The sequence below is a fragment of the Winogradskyella sp. ECml5-4 genome (genome assembly GCF_036903175.1).
Taxonomy (GTDB): domain Bacteria; phylum Bacteroidota; class Bacteroidia; order Flavobacteriales; family Flavobacteriaceae; genus Winogradskyella; species Winogradskyella damuponensis.
Genome location: NZ_JAYJLF010000015.1, coordinates 86,483 through 107,079 on the forward strand (window position 1 = coordinate 86,483; position 20,597 = coordinate 107,079).

The 20,597-nt window shown below is 31.7% G+C and carries 14 protein-coding genes; 8 read left to right on the top strand and 6 right to left on the bottom strand.

The features are described 5' to 3' along the window. Positions 1-128 precede the first annotated feature (128 nt). Positions 129-2,555 carry a phenylalanine--tRNA ligase subunit beta gene (gene pheT, locus VDP25_RS14960; protein WP_334471138.1) on the top strand — a complete coding sequence of 809 codons (2,427 nt, stop codon included), beginning with the start codon at positions 129-131 and terminating at the stop codon, positions 2,553-2,555. A gap of 74 nt (positions 2,556-2,629) precedes the next feature. Here the strand turns inward: pheT and VDP25_RS14965 are convergent, their stop codons facing one another. Then, positions 2,630-3,361: a hypothetical protein gene (locus VDP25_RS14965; RefSeq protein WP_334471139.1), complete on the bottom strand. Its 732-nt coding sequence runs from the start codon at positions 3,359-3,361 to the stop codon at positions 2,630-2,632. A 268-nt stretch (positions 3,362-3,629) separates the two neighbouring features. On the opposite strand from VDP25_RS14965, the gene tpx reads away from it, so the two are divergent. The 7 genes from tpx to ribB all read left to right on the top strand — a co-directional run bounded on the left by tpx (position 3,630) and on the right by ribB (position 11,866). Next, positions 3,630-4,130, top strand: coding sequence for a thiol peroxidase (tpx, locus tag VDP25_RS14970; protein WP_215925041.1), 501 nt, complete (start codon positions 3,630-3,632; stop codon positions 4,128-4,130). Positions 4,131-4,236: 106 nt separating this feature from the next. After that, complete coding sequence (locus VDP25_RS14975; RefSeq protein WP_334471141.1) at positions 4,237-4,605, top strand: diacylglycerol kinase family protein; 369 nt, start codon at positions 4,237-4,239, stop codon at positions 4,603-4,605. A 156-nt stretch (positions 4,606-4,761) separates the two neighbouring features. Beyond that, positions 4,762-5,535, top strand: a complete 774-nt coding sequence (locus VDP25_RS14980) for a M15 family metallopeptidase (RefSeq protein ID WP_334471143.1) — start codon at positions 4,762-4,764, stop codon at positions 5,533-5,535. Between the two features lie 33 nt (positions 5,536-5,568). Next, complete coding sequence (locus VDP25_RS14985) at positions 5,569-8,022, top strand: FtsK/SpoIIIE family DNA translocase (protein ID WP_334471145.1); 2,454 nt, start codon at positions 5,569-5,571, stop codon at positions 8,020-8,022. A 30-nt stretch (positions 8,023-8,052) separates the two neighbouring features. Beyond that, a complete protein-coding gene (locus VDP25_RS14990) occupies positions 8,053-8,694 on the top strand; it encodes a LolA family protein (RefSeq protein WP_215925045.1) in 642 nt (213 codons plus the stop codon). Positions 8,695-8,700: 6 nt separating this feature from the next. Then, positions 8,701-10,686: an LptF/LptG family permease gene (locus VDP25_RS14995; RefSeq protein WP_334471149.1), complete on the top strand. Its 1,986-nt coding sequence runs from the start codon at positions 8,701-8,703 to the stop codon at positions 10,684-10,686. A gap of 31 nt (positions 10,687-10,717) precedes the next feature. Continuing rightward, positions 10,718-11,866, top strand: a complete 1,149-nt coding sequence (gene ribB / locus VDP25_RS15000) for a 3,4-dihydroxy-2-butanone-4-phosphate synthase (RefSeq protein WP_418637543.1) — start codon at positions 10,718-10,720, stop codon at positions 11,864-11,866. Between the two features lie 87 nt (positions 11,867-11,953). Here ribB and VDP25_RS15005 read toward each other — a convergent pair whose 3' ends face one another. The 5 genes from VDP25_RS15005 to VDP25_RS15025 all read right to left on the bottom strand — a co-directional run. Continuing rightward, positions 11,954-13,492: a tail fiber domain-containing protein gene (locus tag VDP25_RS15005; RefSeq protein WP_334471153.1), complete on the bottom strand. Its 1,539-nt coding sequence runs from the start codon at positions 13,490-13,492 to the stop codon at positions 11,954-11,956. A 370-nt stretch (positions 13,493-13,862) separates the two neighbouring features. Continuing rightward, positions 13,863-16,517 carry a response regulator gene (locus VDP25_RS15010; RefSeq protein ID WP_334471155.1) on the bottom strand — a complete coding sequence of 885 codons (2,655 nt, stop codon included), beginning with the start codon at positions 16,515-16,517 and terminating at the stop codon, positions 13,863-13,865. A gap of 626 nt (positions 16,518-17,143) precedes the next feature. Further along, entirely contained in the window at positions 17,144-18,337 is a 1,194-nt protein-coding gene (locus VDP25_RS15015) for a DegT/DnrJ/EryC1/StrS family aminotransferase (protein ID WP_334471157.1), read from the bottom strand. Between the two features lie 76 nt (positions 18,338-18,413). Continuing rightward, the gene (locus VDP25_RS15020; protein WP_334471159.1) at positions 18,414-19,043 is read right to left on the bottom strand and encodes an NAD(P)H-dependent oxidoreductase; all 630 of its coding nucleotides are present in this window, start codon (positions 19,041-19,043) and stop codon (positions 18,414-18,416) included. Positions 19,044-19,178: 135 nt separating this feature from the next. After that, positions 19,179-20,597, bottom strand: a 1,419-nt coding sequence (locus tag VDP25_RS15025) for a T9SS type B sorting domain-containing protein (protein ID WP_334471161.1), incomplete at its 5' end; no start/stop codon positions are given.

A 20,597-nucleotide genomic window follows, 5' to 3' on the forward strand; every position in this document is an offset into this window, starting at 1 on the left:
AAAATTGCTATAACCCTAAATGCTCGCTTACAAAACCATTCTATCTTCATTTTTTGATTAAATTTTAATAAGGGATGTTTCATTACAAATCAACTATTACTATCTTTGCACCCTGATTAAATAGACACATGAAAATTTCTTACAACTGGCTTAAACAGTTTATAAAAACCGATTGGGACGCTGAAAAAACAGGCGAATTACTTACTGATCTAGGTTTAGAAATAGAAGGTATTGATACCTTCGAATCTGTAAAAGGCGGATTAAAAGGTATTGTTGTTGGTGAGGTATTAACCTGCGAACAACATCCAAATGCAGACCGACTAAAAGTAACAACTGTAAATATTGGTACAGATACTCCCTTACAAATTGTTTGTGGTGCACCAAATGTAGCAGCAGGACAAAAAGTCCCTGTAGCAACTATAGGTACTACATTATACACTGAAGAAGGAGAAGCTTGGAAAATTAAAAAAGGTAAAATTCGTGGTGAAGAAAGTCATGGAATGATTTGTGCTGAAGACGAATTAGGCCTTGGCAAATCTCACGACGGCATAATGGTTTTGGATGCCGATATAAAAGTTGGAACTCCTGCCGCTGAAATCTTTAAAGTAGAAAATGATCAAGTTTTTGAAATTGGCTTAACACCAAATAGAGCTGATGCTATGAGTCATTATGGTGTGGCACGAGACCTAAAAGCTGGTTTGTTACAAAAAGAAATTTCTTTAGAGCTCATTACTCCTTCAGTAAGCTCATATCATGTTGATGCTAGAGCACTTAAAATAGATGTAGACGTAAAAGATTACGTAAAAGCACCTCGTTATTGCGGTGTTACTATTTCTGGTTTAAAAGTTGAAACATCACCTGCTTGGTTGCAAAATCGTTTAAAATCTATTGGCTTATCTCCTATTAATAACATAGTAGATATTACAAATTACGTATTACACGAACTTGGTCAACCATTACACGCATTTGATGCAGATAAAATTGCAGATAAAAAAATTGAAGTTAGAACCTGTAAAGCTGGTACAAAATTTACAACCTTAGATGGTGTTGAGCGCGAATTACACGAAGACGATTTAATGATTTGCGATTCTAACAAACCAATGTGTATTGCTGGTGTTTTTGGAGGTATTGATTCTGGTGTTACAGAAAACACAACACGTATCTTCCTAGAAAGCGCTTATTTTAATCCTATTAGTGTTCGTAAAACGGCGAAGCGCCACGGTTTAAATACAGATTCGTCTTTTAGATTTGAACGCGGAATAGATCCTAATCTTACTGAATATGCACTTAAACGTGCTGCTTTATTAATTCTAGAAATTGCTGGTGGAGAAATTACTAGCGATATTGTTGACGCCTACCCAAAAAAAATAAAAGATTTTGAAGTTCGGTTAAGTTTCGATAATGCTGAAAAATTAATTGGTGAAAGAATTCCTGAAGAAACTATAAAAAGTATTCTGTCTTCTCTAGATATTAAAATAAATAATGTTACAGAAGCAGGTGTAGGATTAACAGTTCCTGCCTTCAGAAATGATGTACAACGTGAAGCTGATATTATTGAAGAAATCTTAAGAGTTTACGGTTACAACAATATAGCAACAACAACTAAATTAAATGCTTCAATATCTAATTCGTCTAAATTTGAAGATTATAAACTTCAAAATATTATAGGTAACCAATTGGCTTCTCAAGGGTTCTTTGAGATTATGGCTAATTCTTTAACATCACCTAAATATATAGAATTAAGCGAGGACTTAAATGAAGCGCATAATGTAAAAATGCTAAATCCTCTCAGTAACGATTTGGAAGTAATGCGCCAATCTTTATTGTTTTCTGGATTAGAAGCTTTAGCTCACAATATTAATAGAAAACGTGACGATTTAAAATTATTTGAATTCGGAAAAACATATCATCAATACTCAGAGGCCAGAGAAGAACACAAGCATTTATCAATTTTTGTGACTGGAAACAAATCTGAAGAACGTTGGAATGCGCCTACAACCCCAAGTGACTTCTTTTATTTAAAAGGTACTATAGAAGTCGTTTTACAACGCTTAGGTTTAACAAGGTTAAAATCGGCACCAGTTACATCTGATATTTTTAGTGAAGGGATGAGTCTTTCTATTGGAAAGAAAAAATTGGTAGATTTTGGTTTGGTTAAAAAATCTGTTTTAAAACATTTTAGTATTTCTCAGAAGGTATTATATGCCGACTTTAATTGGGATAACGTTTTAGAAATGGCACAGCATAATAAAATTAAGTTTAATGCTATTCCTAAGTATCCTGAAGTTAAACGTGATTTTGCTTTATTATTAGACAACAAAGTTACTTTTAAAGAAATTGACACTATAGCTAAACAAACAGAAAAGCAATTACTTAAAAGTGTAAATCTATTTGATGTTTATGAAGGTAAGAACTTACCAGAAGGCAAAAAGAGTTACGCTATTAGCTTTATCTTACAAGACGAACACAAGACGCTTAATGATAAACAAATTGACAAAATAATGTCTAAGCTTCAAGCTAATTTTGAAAAACAGCTTGGTGCTGAGTTACGATAACACACACAAGTAAGTCAATAAAAAAAGCCCTTAAAATTAAATTTTAAGGGCTTTTTAATATTCTACATATTTTATTAAAGATCAATGACATCCTTTGTCTTTTTTTTCTTCGGCTTAAATCTAAGTCTAAGCTTTTTAAAACTGATTTCTATATAATAAAGTAAGGCATAAAAGAAAACAGCACCACCAGACATTTCTAAGAACTCTTCAAAATTATACATTAATGCATAGGTTAAGGTATCCTCGCCATGTATTTCTGCATGCATGCCGCCAAGCATTTCCATACCAACTGCCCCACCAATGAATAGGACAGCAGCCAAAATAAAAAGCTTCAAAATCTTTTTAGGTAAATGCATCATAAACTTAAAATAAGCTATACCAAGAATAATAACTAAAGCCAAATACGGTATAAACCACGCAAAATAAAGTAAACCAGACGTATTAAATAAAGCTTCCATTGGTGCTCTAAGCTGCTCATGTATCTGTATCATTTCATCTAAAGAAATAAATACAAAAATAGCCGACATGCCTACCCAATGCCAAAAATAGCTGCCTTTAGCTTTATTTCCCATAGCGATAAATGCTAATAAAATGGCATCACCTAATAGTACTAAAGCAGAAAAATAAGTGGGCAAATTAGCTTCTAAATTTACATTTAAGAGTTTTACTAATAAACGTGTCGCCTTAGCATCCATTCCTGATGTATTAAATAATAAATAAACAGAAAACAAACTTCCTATTACTAATATTGCAATCGCAATAAACAAGTTCCTAAGAATCTTAGCTTTTCTTACCTTTAATTTCATATTAAAATGAGTTTTATCTAGACAAATAGGGAGTTTGCCTTAAGAATAATTAATTTTTAATCAATAAATTGAACTAACGAAGATATATTTTTTGAATGATAGCACTCTATATTTTATTCAAACAGTCTATAACTTCGTTAAAATGTGTTATTCCGGACAAACTTAATATCAGCAAAACACTAATCAATAAATTTCAAATATTTTACGTTCTTTAATATAATTACGCTTTAAAGTTGCTATTTTTAACATTCACTAAAAATTAAAGAAAATGGCAAATATAACCTTAGGCGGAAACCCTATAGAAACTTCAGGAAACCTACCTTCTGTTGGTAGCAAAGCTCCTGATTTTAAACTTACTGCAACAGATTTATCTACAAAGTCTTTAACGGATTATAATGGAAGTCGATTAATATTAAATATATTTCCTAGTGTAGATACAGGAACTTGTGCCCAATCTGTAAGAACATTTAATGAAAAGGCTAGTCAATTAGAAAACACAAAAGTACTCTGCATATCTAAAGATTTACCATTTGCATTAGCTCGTTTTTGTGGAGCAGAAGGCTTGGACAATGTAGAAACGCTTTCCGATTTTAAAACAGGTGATTTTGGAAATGATTACGGAATAACGTTTAAAACAGGACCTTTAGAAACCTTATTATCGCGTTGTATTGTAGTCATTGAAAAAGACGGAACAATTTTACACTCAGAACAGGTCGCTGAAATTAAGGATGAACCTAATTATACAGCAGCTTTAGACGCTTTAAAATAGCACTTAAGCAGACCTTAAATAGGCTATATTAATCTTATTATCACACTCGCAAATTTCCCTTAGTTGCTAAAAAAAAGCACTAGGAACAAATTAGTATTACTAACTCATGCAAAAAAAAGAACCTTTTATAATAAATAGAATTAAAAGTGTTGGGTATGCCTTTAAAGGTATGTTGATATTAATTAAAACAGAAGCAAGTATCAAAGTGCAATTTACTATTGCTATTCTGATAACTATTGCTGGTTTTTATTTTGAAATATCAAAAACAGAATGGATTGCACAATTAGTTATGATTGCGATGGTAATGAGTGTTGAAGGGATGAATACAGCTATTGAATATATAGCAGATTTTATTCACCCAGAATACCATAAAAAAATAGGATTAATAAAAGATGTTGCTGCTGGAGCTGTTTTTTTTGCAGGTATAATCTCTGTAATTATTGCTGGTATAATCTATATTCCTAAGTTTCTTTAAGATCAACTTTTCTTTTATATGACATCTTGAAATTAAATTGAACCTCTAATTACCATTCAAATATTACTCTCGTTTCCATACCAAAAGCAATAAGATAAACGTTTCATATTTGTATTTTTGTCCAATTCAAATTCAACACCATATTTAAGACTTAAAATGAAATCATTATTTGCAACATTTTCTATTGTATTAGTTTGGGTAAGTTGCAATTTAAAGAACAAAGAAGACAATAGCGTTAAGACCGTTAATATCCTAAAAGACACTATTAAACCTATTGAAAAATCTAAGTCTGGTCTCACTAAAGCGTATGTATTAGGGAAATTTAATTATAAAACCGACAGTACATTTACAAAAGTGAGTTTAGAACATTCAGCAAAAACGTTATACCTTAATAAGGTGGTTTATGCTGATTATATAAAAATGTATAAGGCAGCAAAAAAAGAGGGTATTGATTTAACCATTTTATCTGGAACCCGAAATTTTAATGAACAAAAAAACATTTGGGAACGCAAATGGAAAAAGTATAAAACTCTAGATCCAATTACACGTGCTCAAAAAATTTTAGAATATAGTGCTATGCCTTCTTCATCTCGTCATCATTGGGGAACGGATTTAGACCTAAATAGTTTAAGTAATTCGTATTTTAGCAGCGGAAAAGGGAAAGTCACTTATAATTGGCTACAAGCTAATGCTAATAATTATGGGTTTTATCAAGTTTATACCAATAAAGAAAATGGAAGAACAGGTTGTAATCTTGAAAAATGGCATTGGTCCTATTTACCTTTGGCAAGTCGGTATTTAGATTTTTACAATACTAATGTCACTATTAGCGATATTAGTGGATTTGAAGGTTCAGAACTTGCTAGAGATTTAAACATTATAGAAGACTATATTAATGGTATTTCTAAAAAAGCGAAAGAATATAAATAAATAATAGATTTCCGAAGTATTAGGAAAGTTAACATGGCAAAAAAAACAATAAAAAAGAAAACCACCACTAAAGCAAAGCCTAAAGCAAAAGCAAAACTAAAAAGGCCTTCGTTTCAGCTAACCAATCAGCATAAACTGATATTGGGTAGCTTTCTTATTATAATGGGTATACTTCTTTTTGTCTCATTTTTATCTTTTGTTTTTACAGGCAAAGAAGACCAAAGCGTACTTCATAGTTTTCCTGAGCGTTCTACAGAATATAAAAACTGGGCAAGCCAACTTGGTGCTTGGGTTAGTGAATTCTTTATAACTCAAGGTTTTGGTTTACCTTCCTTTATTTTTGCTGGGTTATTATTTCTTTCTGGCGTTTATGTAACTTTAAACCTAAAAAAATCTAAACTTAGAAAACATTGGATTTGGGGAACACTCATTGTAATATGGTTATCTGTTCTTTTTGGTTTTTTTACACATAAATACGACCTTCTTGGTGGTACAATTGGTTTTGAAATGAATCAATTCTTTCAAGATTATATTGGTAAAATTGGAACTGCACTTTTATTACTTCTTGGGCTTATTACATATTTAGCTATCAGATTTAAAATTACTGGAGACACTATTGTAAATAGTTTTAAACGCGCTCAAAGTTCAATTAAAGAAGATTTAAAATCCGAAAAAGAGACTAAAGAACCAGCAGTAATCTTTGACAATAATTTAACCGAAGAAGCAGAAGCCATTAAATCTGCCTTCGAAATTCCATTAGAAAATACAGAACCTACCATTAATAAATATTCTAAACCAAAATCGAAAACAGAAGATAGAGCTGAAAAGCTTACGATGGAAGTTACAGAAAAACCTAAAGAAGAAACCGTAGATGTTCCAGATTTAGTAGATGTTCCAGAGTTAAAAGTAGAAGTAGAAACTGTTGAAGAAGAAAAATCTGAATCTGATAATTTAGCAGATAAATTGGTTGAAGATTTTGGGCAATTTGATCCTACACTAGAGTTAGGTAAGTATCAATTTCCAACTTTAGACCTATTAAAAAAATATGATAACGAAGGGATTTCAATAGACCAAGAAGAGCTTGAAGAAAATAAAAACAGAATTGTAGAAACATTACTAAACTACAAAATTGGTATTACAAGTATTAAAGCTACCATTGGCCCAACAGTTACACTTTATGAAATTGTTCCTGATGCAGGAATTAGGATTTCAAAAATCAAAAATTTAGAAGACGACATTGCACTTTCGCTTGCGGCATTAGGTATTAGAATTATTGCTCCAATTCCAGGAAAAGGAACTATTGGTATTGAGGTTCCAAATAAAAATTCGACTATTGTATCAATGCGCTCTGTAATTGCATCGCAAAAATTCCAAAAATCCGAAATGCAACTACCAATCGCATTTGGAAAAACGATTAGCAACGAAACCTTTGTTGTAGATTTAGCCAAAATGCCACACATGCTTATGGCTGGTGCTACTGGTCAGGGTAAATCGGTAGGTTTAAATGCTGTTTTAACCTCACTACTCTATAAAAAACATCCCGCTGAAGTAAAATTTGTATTGGTCGATCCTAAAAAAGTTGAGCTCACACTTTTCAATAAAATTGAACGCCATTATTTAGCAAAACTACCCGATAGTGAAGATGCAATTATTACAGATAACACTAAGGTTATTAACACCTTAAATTCGCTTTGTATAGAAATGGATAACCGTTATGAAATGCTTAAAAATGCATTTTGTAGAAACATTGCAGAATATAACGCTAAGTTTAAAGCTAGAAAATTAAATCCAAATGATGGTCACGCCTTTTTACCTTATATCGTTTTAGTGGTAGATGAGTTTGCCGATTTAATTATGACCGCAGGTAAGGAAGTAGAAACACCTATTGCAAGATTAGCACAATTGGCACGAGCAATTGGAATACATTTAATCATTGCAACACAACGTCCTTCTGTTAACGTTATTACTGGTATTATTAAAGCCAATTTCCCAGCACGTATTGCGTTTAGAGTAACTAGTAAAATTGATTCTCGTACCATTTTAGATGGTTCCGGAGCAGATCAATTAATTGGTCGTGGAGATATGTTATATACACAAGGAAACGAATTAATAAGAATTCAATGTGCTTTTGTAGACACACCAGAAGTTGAAAAAATCACAGAATTTATAGGCTCACAAAAAGCTTATCCAGACGCACATTTATTACCAGAGTATGTTGGTGAAGAAGGTGGCACAAATCTTGATATAGATATATCTGATAGAGATAAATTGTTTAGAGAAGCAGCAGAACTTATTGTAACAGCACAACAAGGTTCGGCGTCTTTATTACAACGAAAACTAAAACTAGGTTATAACAGAGCTGGTAGAATTATAGATCAATTAGAAGCTGCTGGTATTGTTGGCAATTTTGAAGGTAGTAAAGCTCGTCAAGTTTTAGTACCAGACTTAGTGGCTTTAGATCAATTACTAGAAAACGAAAAACAATAAAAAAACTTAAATAGACTTAAAAAAGATAAAATGAAAAACTTAATTCTAATAACATTTTTAACACTAGGATTTACTGTATTTGCACAAAATGATAACAAAGCCGAAGCTTTATTAAACGAAGTGAGCACTAAAATAAAAAGCTATAAAAACATCAGTTTAGATTTTAAATACGAATTAAATAATCTTAGCGAAAATGTAAAACAAGAAACCCGTGGCGATGTTGTTATTGAAGGTGAAAAATACAAACTTAACATTTTAGGTGTTACGCGTATTTTTGACGGAAAAACATTATATACAATAAGTCCTGAAGATGAAGAGGTAACAATTTCATCAGACAATACCGAAGATGAAAGCACCATAACACCAAGCAAAATGTTATCCTTTTATGAAAATGGATATACTTATAAAATGGATATTATTCAAAATGTAAGAGGAAGAAAAATTCAATATATAAAGTTAAATCCTATGGATACTAATTCTGAAATAAAACACGTCTTATTAGGAATTGATGCCACAACAAAACACATATATAATCTGATTGAAGTTGGTAAAAATGGAACAAAAACAACATTAACTGTTAATTCTTTTAAAACCGACCAACCTATTTCAAAAACCTTATTTACATTTGACAAAAGTAAATACAGTGATTACTTTATCAATAAAATAGACTAAGGTTTAATGAAAATATTAGATAGGTACATACTTATCACATTTCTAAAGACGTTTTTTAGCGTCTTTATTATATTCATGTTTATCTTTATTTTGCAAGGTGTTTGGCTATATATCGCAGAACTTGCTGGTAAAGATTTAGACATTACTGTGACTGCGAAATTTATTTTGTACTATATGCCAAAGCTAATTCCTTTGGTGGTACCTCTAACCATTTTGTTATCCTCTATAATGGTTTTTGGGAACTTTGCAGAAAATTACGAGTTCGCTGCTATGAAATCTACAGGCATCTCGCTACAACGAGCCATGCGAAGTTTAAGCGTGTTTATTGTTGCGCTTGGAGTTGGATGCTTCTTTTTTGCCAACAACGTTATTCCTTGGGGAGAATATAACTTCTATAACTTAAGACGAAATATTGCAAAAGTAAAACCAGCATTAGCGATTGCTGAAGGTCAATTTAATGAAATTGGTAACATTAATATTAAAGTCGAAGAAAAGTATGGTGACAGAGGTCAATTTCTAAAAGGAGTTGTTATTCATAAAAAAAATCCCGCACGTTCAGGGAATTATACCGTTATTATCGCAGAAAAAGGGGAATTAAAAAGTAGTCCTGACTCCAATATTCTTCAACTTGAATTAATAAACGGAAATTATTACGAAGAAGTAATCAATAAAAACTCAAAGAAAAACCTAAATAAACCACATGTTAGGAGCTATTTCGAAAACTATTTATTTAATGTAGATTTAGAAATATTAAATTCTGAAGACTTAGAAGAAAAAAGTCACAACGATAGGTACAATATGCTTAATGTAAGTCAATTATTAAGGCAAATTGATACACTCGAAAAAAAGAAAAACAAGGATTATTCAGATCTATCAAACACCCTGTATAACAGAAGTACTTATGCCTCATTAGGTACAAATATAAATACGACAAAAACCGATACTATTTTTAAAGGCGAAAGCATCTTAGACCTTTATAATACCACTCAAAAAATCCAAATTGTAAACTTGGCCTTAAGTTCTTCAAATAGTACAAGACAAATTATAGATGCAAATACCAAATCTTTTGAAAAATCTTCTTTTTGGCTAAATGATCATATTATAGCTTTACACGATAAATTTGTTTTAGCCTTTGCTTGTGTTATACTCTTCTTTGTTGGTGCACCACTTGGAGCTTTAATTCGTAAAGGCGGACTAGGCTTACCAATGGTTGTTGCCATTGTGTTATTTTTAGCCTATCATTTCTTTAATATTTTCGCTAAAAACAGTGCAGAAAAAGGCGGTTTAGATCCCATAATTGGTGCGTGGTTATCAACGGCCGTTATGTTACCTCTAAGTATTTACTTAACAACACGAGCTACAAATGACAAAGGTGTTTTTCAATTTGACGTTATTTTAGTTCCTTTAAAACGTTTGTTTACATCAAAAAATGAGCTTCAACTTTCTGAAAGTGATACCAAAACTTATAATTATTATAAAAAATACTCAATTGAAGAACTGGTAAGTATTATAAAAAAGCAAGATGAATTTGATATCGATAAAAAACCAAAAGAGATTGCTTTACATAGTTTATTAAATCGTAAAATTTCACTTGAAAGTTTAAAATCTGAAGGTCTAGAAATTCCTGATAAACTTATAAAAGCCCGTGTTTTATTGAAAGATTATAAAGATTACTCTAAAACGAGTTTAATTAGCTATTCTACAGGAGTCATTCTATTAGTATTATATTTTGTATTTAGAAATAATAATCTAGCTCAAATTGCAGAAGCCTCATTAAGCTTAAGTATTATTGCGTTACTATTTTTTGCTATTTATGTTATTGTAGATGCTTTTGTATATTCAAAATTCTATAAAACTATTGATCAAAAAGGCAAACGCATCAACCCATTAATTCTTATTCTTACGCTGCCTCTATATCCTTTAAAGTATATAATGTTAAGAAACCGAATTTCGCAAGACTTCTATCTAAGCTGTCTTCAAAATATAAAATAACTGTATCTTTACTTCATCTAAAAAAATCATAATGATAACTAAAACCAAACATACAAAAATGAGCCTAAACACTATAGAAGAAGCCATTGAAGACATAAGACAAGGCAAGGTTATTATTGTTGTAGATGATGAAAATCGTGAAAACGAAGGAGACTTTTTGGCTGCAGCAGAAAAAGTAACTCCGGAGATGATAAATTTTATGGCTACACATGGTCGTGGTTTAATTTGTGCTCCACTTACAGAACACCGTTGTGAAGATTTAGAATTAAACATGATGGTAAGAAATAACACAGACCCAATGGAAACTGCTTTTACAGTTTCTGTAGATTTAAGAGGTAATGGTGTAAGTACGGGTATTTCTGCAAGCGATAGAGCAAAAACGGTACAAGCTTTAGTAAAAAAAGACACCAAGGCTTTTGAATTAGCAAGACCAGGTCATATTTTCCCTTTAGTTGCTAAAGAAGGTGGTGTTTTAAGACGAACTGGCCATACAGAAGCAGCCATAGATTTTGCGCGTTTAGCTGGTTTTGAACCTGCAGGAGTTATTGTAGAGATAATGAATGAAGATGGTACAATGGCACGCTTACCACAATTAATGAAAGTGGCCAAAAAGTTTGATTTAAAAATTGTATCTATTGAAGATTTGGTGGCTTATCGAATGGAATATGATTCTTTAATTGAAAAGAAAGAAGACTTTGATATTGAAACACGTTTTGGTAAATTTAGATTGAGAGCTTATTTACAAACAACCAATAACCAAATTCATATTGCTTTAACAAAAGGAACTTGGAAATCTGACGAGCCAATTTTAACACGTGTTAATGCTACTTTAGTAAACAATGATATTTTAGGTACTTTAACAAATAATGCAGACAAAAAGCTAGATGATATGTTTAATGTAATTAATACAGCTGGTAAAGGCGCTATTATATTTATTAATCAACAAGCTGAGTCTATGAACTTACTAACACGCCTTTCTATTCTTAAAGAAAACCAAGTTGAAGGTAAATTAGTTAAAGCTCCAAGTATTGGTATGGACACTAAAGATTTTGGTATTGGTGCTCAAATACTACACGATCTAAAAATAAGCAAGCTCAAATTAATATCCAACAGCTTACAAACTAAACGTGTTGGGATGATTGGTTATGGTTTAGAGATTGTTGAATATGTAGAATATTAAAAATAAGAAAGCCACTCCCTACAGTGACTTTCTAAATATTCTCAAAATATGAGAACTTCTCAAACATTGAGACTTATTATAAAAAAATTAATTTTTGTTTTTTACTAAGGATTTAAGTGCATTTAATTCTCTTTCTAAGCGATCAATTTTGTCAAGTTTTTGATTTTGTTTTTCAATAAGTAATTGTTGCTCTTGAATTGCTTTTACAAGCACAGGGATTAAATCACTATAATAAACTCCTAAATTTTCATTTTCTTTTCTAACCATTGTTTTTTCATCTTCTGCATATTCATAATCGTATGTTGAAACAACTTCAGGAATAATGGTTAATAGCTGTTGCGCAGAGAATCCTATCTTATTCTTATCATCAATACTATTCTTCCATTGGTATTTTATGGTTTCTAACTGTAAGATTTCATTAAGCCCGTAATTAAGCGGCTTTATATTTTTCTTTAGCTTTATATCACTAGTTTGAATAGTTCCATTTATAGACCAAACACTATTCCAACGTTGTGCAGAATTCCCAAGATTAAAAGGAGATGTTGAACTCATTGGGTAGTATGGCAAAAAACTACCATACACAGACATATGCAAGTTACCTGAGTCCATAATATATTCCGTAGATCCTAATTGTACCGCTGTTCCATTAGTACTTCCTTGATAAAAAGAAGCCACATAATCTACGACAACTCCATTTGGCATGACATCTCCGTTATTGTTTAATCCGCCTGGATTAAAAGTATTAGACCCAATGAAAACAACATCTCTATCAGCATCTAAAAATAAAGCATAAGCTCTATTTTCAGACTCAACTCTAAAATCTGAATTGGTACCAAGTTGATTAAAAATAGCCGAACCTCTAACATCTACAGTAGCACCAGGATACTCAGTACCAATACCAACTCTATTTGTTCCTCCATTTACAAAAAACATACTAGCGTTATTATTAGATTCTACTCTAAAATCAAAATCACCACTGTCTTCATTAAAAATAGCAGCCCCTCTTGTATCTAAAGCAGCATTTGGAGCAATTGTTCCTATACCTACTCGATTGGTACTTGCATCTACAAAAAGTGTTGTATTATCTACACTAAGGTCTCCATTATTATCGTTTTGTAGAAACAATTCTGTATTAGAATTTGTAATTACCTCGTTTCCGTCTAACCTTAATGAATTAGCTATCTCAAGGACACCTGTATTTGCAACTCCAGTAGCATCCGTAACATTTGTAAACTCTACTCTACCTGAGCTTACCTGAAAATCACCATTTGTTGCATATATTATTCTACCAGCACCTGGACCTCCTTGATTATAAGCTTGGTTTAAGGTATTTCCACCACCTAATAAAGGAGTCCAAATACCATTCCAGTAATAATAACCTACTCCGCTTCCTCCTGTGACAGTCGGATTGGTATTCCATATTAATAAACTTGTTGTAGGTGAAGCGATTGGCGTAGTAGCATTGGTAACATTTACTAAACTTACACGCGGTATTAACAATCCACGATCTAAAGAACTAATATCTAATGCTGATGATGCATCTGGATTTGTTGTACCTATGCCAACTTGAGCATAAGATAGCACTGTTAGTAAACAAAAACTGATAATAATGGCTGTTTTTTTCATGGTTGGTTATTTTGATGGTGAACTTATTCTTTGCTAAAATGTGTGCTTTTTATAATCTTATTTTTATGTACTATGTTTAAATTATAAATACCTTTTTCTAAAAGGTTAACATTTATATATATTTTATTTGATGACAATTTTTCAATATTGCCCACAAGCTTTTCATTAGTCATAAAGCTATTAATGAAGGGTTAAAAATTTTAATTAGTAAGGAAGGGTATTACAATTGTAAAGTTAGTTGAGACGTAACTATCTAACTATAAGACATGTAACAAACACTATAATTTATGTAACATCTCAATGAATACAAGCGCTACGAGCCATGAAGTGCATTAAATTTAGCTCAATAAATGGAAAAATATAAGACTAATTATTGCTTAGAAATAAATTCTGTTGGAGTACAACCATACATTTCTTTAAAACATTTTGCAAAATAAGAATGGTCATTAAAACCCACCGAATATCCAATCTCAGAAACATTTGCATCGCTCTTTTTAAGCAAGTCTGCTGCTAATTTTAAACGTTGAGAACGCACAAATTCTGTTGCAGACAAACCTGTAAGTGCTTTTAATTTTCGGTGTAATTGCATACGACTCATACCTAATGCTTTACTGAAATCTGCTGCGCTAAAAGTTGGTTCTGTTATGTTTTCATCAATAACAGTGTTTAGCTTTTCTAGAAATTGAGCATCAAAACTATTAATAGCTATCTCTGTTGGTTTTAACACCAATTCTTGACTATAGCGCTCACGAAGTTTTAACCTTGAATTGATTAAATTTTTCACTCTTATTTCTAATGCTTTTGTTTTAAAGGGTTTCGTAATATAATCATCTGCACCAGTTTCTAAACCTTTAAACGTATCTGTATCTTCCGTTTTTGCTGTTAATAAAATAATTGGGATATGACTTGTTCGTTCGTCTTGTTTAAGAATTTCAGATAATTGGAAGCCATTTAATTTTGGCATCATTACATCAGATATAATAATATCTGGGACTAACGCAATAGCCTTTTCTACTCCTATTTCGCCATTAGAAGCCTCAACCACTTGATAGCTGTCTTTAAAAACCGATTTAACAAAAATTCGTATATCCTCATGATCATCTACAATCAATAAAATAGGACGGTTCTCATCTATAACCTCTTTAACTGCTGCTTTTTCTACTTTAATTGTATCCTCTTTTTGTTTAATCATTGAAGGATTGGTAAAAGCATCTGCGAAATCACTGGGCTTAAATTGTGACTTAAGAATGGGCAAATAAACTTTAAATAGTATTGTTTTATTAGAAGTATTTTCTACAGTAATTTCTCCATAAGATAAGTTAACAATCTCTTTTACTAATGATAAACCTATGCCAACTCCTTCTGTATTTTCATCTGCTTGATAAAAACGGTTAAAGATATTATCAACCTGCTTTTTGGTTAATAAATTACCTTTATTCTCTACCTGCAGTTGTAATGTATCATCTAGAACTAATGCATTAAAATTTATAGCACTATTTTCAGGTGCGTATTTAAAAGCATTAGACAGTAAATTTATAACCGTTTTTTCAATAACATCTTTATCAAACCAAACGTTATTTAATTCATCTATATTAATAGTATAGTTTATGTGTTTCTGAGTGGCTTGATGTTGAAAAGAAGATGCCATAGATTTTAACAAAACAGATAAATCTCCTTGACTTACTTTTAGTTTTAAATGACCAGCCTCTAACTTAGATAGATCCAACAATTGATCTACCAAATTGAGTAATCTATCCGAATTACGTTGAATCATTTCAAAATCAGTTCTATCTTCTTCTGTAAGGTTTGAACTGTTTAAGCGCTTATCTATTGGTCCAGATATTAGGGTTAATGGTGTACGAAACTCGTGAGATATATTGGCGAATAATTTTGATTTAAAATCATCGAGTTCTTTTAATTTTTTTGTGGTTTTTTGTCGGTTTTGAAATAGAACAAAAAAGAATAATCCCGCTATTGTTGTTAATCCCAAACCTCCTAAATAAAGATTGCGCTGATTAGTTTTCTGTTCTTCAGATAATTTTTTTTGCGATTTTAATAGTATGATTTCTCGCTCTTTTTTAGCCGCTTGATATTTAGCATCTAATTCAATCGCATTTTTACTATTCTCCTCTTTAAATATAGAATCCTTAAATACAAACGCTTTCTGCATATTCACAAACGCATTTTTATAATCGTTCTTTAACTCATATAAATAAGCATAATCTTTATATAAATTCTTTCTTCTATCGTCGGTAGAAAAACCATGCGTTTTAAAAATAGCGGCTGCAGAATCTAAATATTTCAACCCTTTGTCTGGCTGGTTAAATCTTCTAAAAACAGAACCTAACCCATAATAAGCTTCACTGATTTTTACAGAATCATTTGATTTTTTAATAACTTCTAATCTTTTCTTATAATTAATCTCAGCTGCTTTATAATCTTTGCTCGAAGCATCTATAGATGCCAATGTATAATACACATTCGCAATAAATTTGTAATTCTTTTCTTTTTGATAATATTCTAGGACCTTATTAACGTATATCCTTGCTGTATCTAAATGTTCCTTCGTATCTCTTGCCTGGGACATAAATCCGTGCCACTCACCCAACCTATATTTTGTAAGGTTAATTAATTTTTCGTCGTTAGTCTCCTCCGCAAGATTTATCGCCTCCAATATATAATCCTTAGCCTTTAAAACTCCTGGCATCGTCAACCTGAATTTAGAGATTTCTGCACGATAAATTTTCGTCATTATGTAGTCCTCAGTAATGACCTTCTCTATTTGATATAATGAATCTATTTTATTGAAAAAAATTAAGGCAACATCATCTTTTTGTTGTTTGTAAAACAATTTACCTTGCTGTAAAAAAGCTTTACTTAATAAATCTTTATCACGTAATCTAAGCGCTATTTTTTCGGTAGTCTTCGCGTATATTTTACTAGAATCACGATTTTTATTCTCAATAAGTTTTGAAATATTTAAATTAAGTTGTGCTTGATGTTGACTAATTTCTGTGTCTGACAAAAGAACTTTTAATGAATCTAACTTCTTTTGGTTTTGCCCATAGAAAACAAATGATATGAGTAAGAAAATAATAAAAAGCTGATATTTCATAAAATATATTATTATACACTTAAAGATACGCAATATTATGAAAATGAATAATTTAAGATTATAATATTTGTAACACGATTTGTTACATACTTTATAACATGGGGAATTTTATCCTATAGTGTTAGTGTTTGATAACTTTGATTTTAACTTCCCTTTCCGCATTAAATAATGTAATTAAACAAATAATTACACCTATAGATATAGCACTATAATTACCACAGAATAGACTCTTAATTGAAAATTAATAAGCTTATGTACGCTGTTTTACATACATATTATGTGCGATTAAATTGTAAGATTAAGGTGCCTCATTGGCATTATAAAACCTTGGCCTAATATTTAAATAATACTTTTTTGCTTAAATTCTATAATACGCTGTCTTACAGATTTTACACCACCAACAACCAACTTTAATTAGATAAAGCAGATTAAAAATAATGCCTCTCATTTTTTAACAGCTATATAAATAAGAATTAAGCGTTTAAATACCTAGACTAATTGTAAAAATGGTCGGAAATAAAATATAGTTGGTAATTTTAAAAAATACTTTTGATAGCTTTTGCCATTTTTTCAGCACGTTCATTAACTTCTTCTTCTGTCCAAGACAATTTAATTAAACAAGAAATATTTCGAGATATATAATGGTCAGACTGTTCAAAGGTTTTTGTTTGTAGATAGGCTAAACCTTCTTTAACTTCATTAGAAATAGGGAATAAAGATTTTAAATCTTTAAGATGATCCCATTTTCTAATATAATGCCAATTGTTTTGGTAATAATTCCAACATGCATCAATGCCGTTTTCTTTAAATGCGGCCATAACCTTTTGAGCAGATTCTGCATCTGGTAAGAAAAAATTTAAAAATGCATAACTTTCTTCTCCCCCTTTTGGAACCCGTCTAAAAGTAACACCTGGAACTCTAGCTAATGCATTTCTTAAAATTGTATAATTGCGCTTTTGAATAGCTATAAACTCAGGTAAACGTCTCACTTGTGCCAATCCTACAGCAGCATGCAACTCTGAAATTCTAAAATTATAACCTAAAAAAGGATGGGTTTCTGCACCTCTGTCATGACCTATATGGTCATGGCCATGGTCACTGTAATGATCGGCATTAATATAATAATCTTTATTATTGGTTACAACAGCGCCACCTTCACCACAAGTTATCGTTTTTACAAAGTCAAAAGAAAAACAGCCTAAGTCCGCAATGCTTCCTAATGGTTGCCCTTTATATGTACCTCCAATAGCTTGACATGCATCTTCAACAAAAACCAGATTATGATTATCACAGATTGATTTTAAAGCATCCATATTTGCCATGCTTCCACACATCTGTACTACCATTACTGCTTTTGTTTTTGGAGTAATCGCAGCCTCAACAGCTTTTGGATCTAGTGTCAAAGTATCATCTATATCAACTAAAACGGGAATAGCTCCTAGCATCATAATAGCTTCAAAACTCGCAACAAATGTAAACGTAGGCATAATCACTTCGTCTCCTGCTCCCACTCCAGCTGATGCTAAGGCTACAGAAACGGCTGCGGTTCCACTTGATACTAATTGTACATGATTAGATTCAAATGTTTTTTCTAATTCAGCTTCTAACTCTTTAGCTTTCCAATGGCCATTTCTCATACCATCAAAACCATAGCGCATTAAAACACCATTGTCTAAAACATCATTTACTTCGTTTCGTTCTAAATCGCTAAATAATTCGAATCCAGGCATAGATTGTAATAAATATTAAAAGTTGAATTTAAGCTAACAAATATACAGTTTTGAGATTTTTATTTTCATAAAAAAATTACAATTCTATAATGGTTTCAGATAAATCCTTTCTTACTTTTTTAAAGTCCGCAAACATATCATCATTGGCTCTATATCCTACTGGTAGAAGTAACACAGACTTAAGACCTAAAGCATCTATTCCTAATATTTCATCTAAATCATTGGAAATAAATCCTTCCATTGGGCAACTATCAATTTCTTCTACAGCACAGACTGTCATTAAGTTTCCTAACGCAATATAAGCCTGTTTGGTTGCCCAATCTATCTTTTTAATACTAGGCATTTGATTAATTGTTGACTTTAATTGTGATTTAAAAGGATATAAAACAGAATCTGGAGTATTTCTTATGGCTTTTATGGTGTCAAAATGTGCTTCAATATCATTATCATCAATTTCTGCCTGAATACAAAGCACTAATAAATGAGAAGCATCTACAACTTGACGTTGGCCATAGGAGACATCGACTAAACGTTCTCTAATAATTTTATCTTCAACTACTATTAATTTTAAAGTTTGTAAACCATACGACAAAGCTGTTAAATTAAAAGCTTCTTTTAGTGTATTCAACTTTTCTTCTGAAAGTGATTTAGTAACATCAAACTTTTTAGTAGCGTAGCGCCATTTTAACTTTTCTATGATAGACATATCATTTTTTTTGTAAAAATACGGAATAAACTTATGAGTTGGTTTGCGCGAATTAAAAGTCTATTTACTTAAAAAGCTGAATGATTTTATTTTTTGTCATTCAGCTTTTTAAGTAATGTTCTTAATAAAATACAGTTATTTTTTTAAGGTAAAATGCGCTTTGTATTCTTTACGTTCATTAGTTATTGGTTCGTTGTACTCTACTCTAAACCAATAGTCGCTTGTTGGTAATGCGTTACCATTATACGTTCCGTTCCAACCGTTTCCATCTGGACTCAATTGTTTTAATAATTTTCCGTAACGGTCAAATATATAAATTTTTGCACTACTTCCAATACCTTCGATGTTCCAAGTTTCATTTTTACCATCTCCATTAGGTGTAAAATACAATGGATAGTCAATAACAAACTTTGGTTCTGTTGTTAAACCACAACCATTTTTGTCTCTTGCCGTAATATGATGTTGGCCTGCAGATACATTAGTGAAAAGCCCCTCATCTTGCCATGCTCCTCCATCTAAACTGTATTCATAATCTCCACTTCCACTTGCCGTAGCTTGTAAAACATGATTTTCTGCAAATGCTTGTGTTAGTAAATCGATAACCAGTGCTGGTGGCTCACTTACTATAACCTCTGTACTTAATTCACTCTCACAAAATGTACTGTCATTAATTACCTTTACACTATAAGTTCCTCCTTGGGTTGGCATTATACTTGGTCCTGTTTCCCCTACGATTGCCGTACCATTATAACTCCACTCAAAACTATATGCTGTGGCTGATAAGCCTGTATCTAAGACTAATGGATCTAAGACTTCTGACCCATTGGTATTTAAACATAAGGTATAACTCTGATTAAAACCAAACTCTGGTAATGGATTAACTTGTAAAGTCACCTCGGCTATAGCATAACATATAGAAGTATCATCTCCTGCTACATCTGGTGTGTCATTATCTACTCTTGCATAAATAACTTGTGGATTAACGACATTTTCATACAACGTTGGTAATGGATTCACCTTATTATTAGCATCCTCTTCTGTCGCGTAATACGTTACAATATAATTTAAAGGATCTTGACCATCTAAGACCTCTGCATCTTGAAATGTCAAATCAAACTGTCTACTATCGTTTGTCGTATCCCCATCCGTTTCCATATTATCATCACACTCTTCAAAAAGAATTGCTTCCATATCTGGGTTGGCCTGTGCCGCTTCTTGCACTTCAATATTAAAACTTTGTGTACTGATTGAACAACCTGTAATAGTATTAGTAATGGTTACAAAGATTTGTTGTGGGTTACTAAGGTTAGGATATAGACTTACAATACCATTCATTCCTAATTCTGCATCTAATAGACTTTCATGATAGCTCACTGTAAATTGTGTGGCATCTTGTCCGTTTAAGATTTCTGCATCTTTAGTTGTTAAATCAAAGTTATCAAATCCGTCTGTATTCAATTCACATTGTATAAAGTCTGTTACAGCAACTACTGATGGTAATGGATGCACTACAATCGTAAAGTCTACTAAGGCATAACAACCGGTAGCATCCTT